Below are 5,368 nucleotides of genomic sequence, written 5' to 3' on the forward strand. Positions count from 1 at the left end.
CCATGTGATCGACCGCCTGAGCTCCGAGCTGGCCGACAACACCGAACTCTTCGAGATGTCCAAGGCCGAAGGCGATGACGCCGGCATGCAGACGATTGAAGCAGAAGCCGCCAAGGTGGCTACGGAAGTCGAAAAGATGGAATTCCGCCGGATGTTCAACAACCCGGCCGACCCCCTGCCCTGCTTCCTGGACATCCAGGCCGGCGCCGGCGGCACCGAAGCCTGCGACTGGGCCAGCATGCTGCTGCGCCAGTACCTCAAGTACGCCGAGCGCAAGGGTTTCAAGACCACCGTCGAAGACGAATCCCCGGGCGACACGGCAGGTATCAAGGGTGCGACCATCAAGATCGAGGGCGAGTACGCTTTCGGCCTGCTGCGCACGGAAACCGGCGTGCACCGCCTGGTGCGCAAGTCGCCGTTTGACTCCTCCGGCGGGCGCCACACCTCGTTCGCTTCGGTGTTTGTCTACCCCGAGATCGATGACTCGATTGAAATCGAGATCAACCCGTCGGACGTGCGCACCGACACCTWCCGCGCCAGCGGCGCCGGCGGCCAGCACATCAACAAGACSGAYTCGGCCGTGCGCMTSACGCACATCCCGACCGGYATYGTSGYGSARTGCCAGGAMGGSCGAAGCCAGCACAGCAACCGCGACGTCGCCTGGAAACGCCTGCGCTCGCGCCTGTATGACTTCGAATTGCGCAAGCAGCAGGAAGCCCAGCAAAAACTCGAAGACACAAAAACCGACGTGGGCTGGGGCCACCAGATCCGCAGCTATGTGCTGGACAACAGCCGCATCAAGGACCTGCGCACCAATGTGGAAGTCTCGGCCACGCAGAAAGTGCTGGACGGCGACCTGGACGTGTTTATTGAAGCCTCACTCAAACAAGGTGTGTGAGGGCGTGTGAGCGTGTGACTTTCGACGCGCTCCGGAAGTTGTGAAATTTTGATTTTCAGGAATTAACCATGCTGCATATGCTTGACGGAGCGAGCCCCGGCGCCGCGGTGGTCATCAACCGCGCCGACTACGTCGCGCCCGCCTACTGGATCGACACGGTCGATCTGTGCTTTGACCTGGACCCGCAGAAAACGCGCGTGCTCAACAAAATGAGCCTGCGCCGCAACCCGGACGTACCGGCACAAGCCCTGAAGCTGGACGGCGAAGAGCTCAATCTCTCCCGTGTTCTGGTCAACGGCCAGGGCACCTCATTCAAGATGGAAGGCAACCAGCTGGTGCTGGAAAACCTGCCAGAGGGCACCGAGCCCTTCGAGCTGGAAATCTTCACCACCACCTGCCCCGCCAAAAACACCAAGCTGATGGGCCTGTACGTCAGCAACAACTCCTTCTTCACGCAGTGTGAGGCTGAGGGTTTCAGGCGTATCACCTACTTCCTGGACCGCCCCGACGTGATGGCCAGCTACACCGTGACCCTGCGCGCCGACAAGGCGCAGTACCCGGTGCTGCTGTCCAACGGCAACCTGGTCAGCCAGGGCCCGCTGGAGCCCGGCCCCAACGGCGCGCGGCATTTCGCCAAGTGGGTAGACCCGCACAAAAAGCCGAGCTACCTCTTTGCCCTGGTAGCCGGCCAGCTGGTGGCCCGCGAGCAGCGCATCACCTCCCGCGCAGGCAAGGAACACGTGCTACAGGTCTATGTGCGCCCCGGTGACCTGGACAAAACCGAGCACGCCATGACTTCGCTGATGCATTCGGTCGCCTGGGACGAGGCCCGCTTCGGCCTGCCGCTGGACCTGGAACGCTTCATGATCGTCGCCACCAGCGACTTCAACATGGGTGCGATGGAAAACAAGGGCCTGAACATCTTCAACACCAAGTACGTGCTGGCCAACCAGGCCACCGCCACCGATGTTGATTTCTCCAACATCGAAAGCGTGGTCGGCCACGAGTACTTCCACAACTGGACCGGCAACCGCGTGACCTGCCGCGACTGGTTCCAGCTCAGCCTGAAGGAAGGCTTGACGGTCTTCCGCGACCAGGAGTTTTCACAAGACCTGTGCGGCGAAGCCTCGGCCCGCGCCGTCAAGCGCATTGAGGACGTGCGTGTGCTGCGCACCGCCCAGTTCCCCGAAGACGCCGGCCCCATGGCCCACCCGGTGCGGCCCGACAGCTACGTCGAGATCAGCAACTTCTACACCGTCACGATTTATGAAAAGGGCGCCGAAGTCGTGCGCATGATGCAGACGCTGGTGGGCCGCGATGGCTTTGCCCGCGGCATGACGCTTTACTTTGAACGGCACGACGGCCACGCCGTAACCTGCGACGACTTTGCGCAGGCGATTGCCGACGCCAACCCGATGTCGGACCTGGCGCGCCTGCTGCCGCAGTTCAAGCGCTGGTACAGCCAGGCCGGCACGCCGCGTGTGCACGCGCAGGGTGCTTATGACGCGGCGGCGCGCACCTACACCCTGACCTTGTCGCAAAGCTGCATGCCCACGGCAGGGCAAGCCGTGAAGGAGCCGTTTGTCATACCGGTCGGCCTGGGCCTGCTGGGCGCAGATGGCCAGGACTTGCCGCTGCAGCTGGCCGGTGAGAGCCAGGCACCTGCCCGCACCCGTACCGTAGTGCTGACGCAGGCCAGCGAAACGCTGACCTTCGTCAACATCGATGCCGAGCCGGTGCCCTCCATCCTGCGCGGCTTCACCGCCCCGGTGGTGCTGGAGTTTGACTACACCGACGCCCAGCTGCTGCACCTGCTGGCGCATGACAGCGACCCTTTCAACCGCTGGGAGGCCGGGCAACGCCTGGCCGTCAACCGCGCTATCAAATCCATAGCTGGTGGCGCAGACCCCGTAACGGCTGCAGTGCTCGATGATGCTTATCTTGATGCGATGCGCCAGGTGCTGCGCCACCCCGCGCTGGACTCGGCCTTCAAGGAACTGGTGCTGACGCTGCCGTCTGAGACCTACCTGGCCGAGCAGCTTGACGTGGTGGACCCGCAGCGCATTCATGCAGTGCGCGAAGCCATGCGCCTGCAGCTGGCCACGGCACTGGCAGCCGACTGGCAAGCCGTGTACGAGGCCAACCACGACACCGGCGCCTACACGCCAGACCCGGCCTCCTCGGGCCGCCGCGCGCTCGCGGGTATGGCGCTCACGCACCTGTGCCTGGCAGCGCAGGCTTCTGGCGATACCCTCTGGCCGGGCAAGACCCTGCAGCGCTTCAAGGACGCCGGCAACATGACCGACCGCTTCAACGCGCTGGCGGCCCTGGTCTCCAGCGGCCACGCACTGGCGGCCGAGGCGTTGCCGCTATTCCACGCCATGTTCAAGGACGAAGCCCTGGTCATCGACAAATGGTTTGGCCTGCAGGCCGGCGCGCCGGATCGCGGCGGCAACATCCTGCCGGCGGTCAAACAACTCATGAAGCATTCCGACTTCAGCCTGCGCAACCCCAATCGCGCGCGCAGCGTGGTCAGCACCTACTGCCAGGGCAACCCGGCCGCCTTCCACCGCGCGGACGCCGCGGGTTATGTGTTCTGGAGCGACCGCGTGATGGAGCTCGACGCCATCAACCCGCAGGTGGCAGCCCGCCTGGCGCGCGCGCTGGACCGCTGGAGCAAGCTGGCCGAGCCCTACCGCAGCGCGGCGCGTGAGGCGATTGCACGCGTAGCGGCCAAGACTGATTTGAGCAAAGACACACACGAAGTCGTCTCTCGCGCACTGGCTGACTGAACGCGGACGGCACCCGCCATGGCATTCTTCACATTCAACACCCCCGCACAGCGGTTTGCGAAGAAGTTCAACCCGCTGCGCGACACGGTGTACGACGCCAGCGGCATGTTCAGCGGTTCACGCATGTCAGCCGACCTGGCCGCACTGGAGCCCCTGGCCGAGGCCCTGGGCGCCGACTCCGCCGAGCTGGCTGACTTGCTGTGGTTGCAGTTCGTGGTGTTCCGCAAACGCCAGCTGGATGCCGAGGGCCTGCCCCTGGGCCTGCGCGCCCTGGCCATCCGCGCTGCCAAAGGCAGCCTCACGCCCACCGAGCGCTACGAACAGCATTACGCCATCGGCGAGTCGGCCCTGGAAGCCGAGGAGTACAACACCGCCGTCGAGCACCTTCAGCAGTCGGTCCACTGGGCCGCGCACGAAGGCGCCATCCTGAACACCGACCAGAAGCTGGGTATTCGCGAAGAGACAGGCTACGCCCTGCACGAGGCCGGCCGCTTCGCCGAGGCACTGGCGCACAACCAGCAACTGCTGGCCGATGCACAAAGCGCCTTCGGCTCCGGAACGGACAAGCGCCTCTCTGGCCTCATCAACAACCTGGCGCAAAATGCCTACGAGTTGGGCGAACATGCCCAAGCGCAGGCCTGGCTGCAACAGCGCCTGGCGCTGGGCCAGGCCTTGCAGGACACCGATATCTTGCTGGACACCTTGTTCCAGCTCGGCGTGCTCGCGCACGAAACGGACCAGCCCACCGAAGCGCGTGCCCTCTTCCAGCAACGTGTGGACATTGCCCGCGCGAAGGACGACGAGGACCTGCTGGACGACGCCCTGGCCACGCTCGCCGAATTTGAAGAACGCGAACAGCAAGGCGAGCCCGGCTAAGCGCCCCGCCCAGCCATACGCTGCCCAAACGAACTATCCCTCAATCGAACGGAGCCCCCTATGTCCCAAAAAATCTCCCTGACCCGCTACCTGATCGAGCAGCAGCGCATCGACGGTCACATTCCCTCGCAGCTTCGCCTGCTGCTGGAAGTGGTCGCCCGCGCCTGCAAGAGCATCAGCCAGGCCGTCAACAAGGGTGCACTCGGCAGCGGCATGGGCAGCGCCGAAAGCGAGAACGTGCAGGGTGAGATCCAGAAGAAGCTGGACATCATTGCCAACGAAGTGCTGATTGAGGCCAATGAATGGGGCGGCCACCTGGCCGGCATGGCCAGCGAGGAAATGGAAGGCATTTACGTGGTGCCGAATCGCTACCCCCAAGGTGAATATCTGCTGCTGTTCGACCCGCTCGACGGCTCCAGCAACATCGACATCAACGTCAGCATTGGCACCATCTTCAGCGTGCTGAAAATGCCCGAGGGCGACCGCGCTGTGGATGAAGGCGACTTCCTTCAGGCCGGCCACAAACAGGTGGCGGCGGGTTACTGCATCTACGGCCCGCAGACCACGCTGGTGCTGACGGTGGGCGACGGCGTCGCCATGTTCACGCTGGACCGTGAGCAAGGCTCCTTTGTGCTGATCGAGGAAAACGTGCAGATCCCTGAAGACACCAAAGAGTTCGCCATCAACATGAGCAACATGCGCCACTGGGACGCCCCGGTCAAGCGCTACGTGGACGAGTTGCTGGCCGGCAAGGACGGTCCGCGCGGCAAGGACTTCAACATGCGCTGGATCGCCGCCATGG

General features: G+C 63.9%; 4 protein-coding genes. All 4 read left to right on the forward strand.

Features of this window, described 5'->3' with window-relative positions:
• Positions 1-898, forward strand: an 898-nt coding sequence (gene prfB / locus AC1DWI_RS12940; RefSeq protein WP_477724971.1) for a peptide chain release factor 2, incomplete at its 5' end; no start/stop codon positions are given.
• A 68-nt stretch (positions 899-966) separates the two neighbouring features.
• Complete coding sequence (gene pepN, locus AC1DWI_RS12945; RefSeq protein ID WP_477668089.1) at positions 967-3,690, forward strand: aminopeptidase N; 2,724 nt, start codon at positions 967-969, stop codon at positions 3,688-3,690.
• A gap of 18 nt (positions 3,691-3,708) precedes the next feature.
• Entirely contained in the window at positions 3,709-4,566 is an 858-nt protein-coding gene (locus AC1DWI_RS12950) for a tetratricopeptide repeat protein (RefSeq protein ID WP_477668090.1), read from the forward strand.
• A gap of 60 nt (positions 4,567-4,626) precedes the next feature.
• Positions 4,627-5,368: class 1 fructose-bisphosphatase (locus tag AC1DWI_RS12955; protein WP_477724972.1), on the forward strand; the 742-nt coding region annotated here is incomplete at its 3' end.

This window comes from Polaromonas sp. P3_C2, assembly GCF_056402675.1.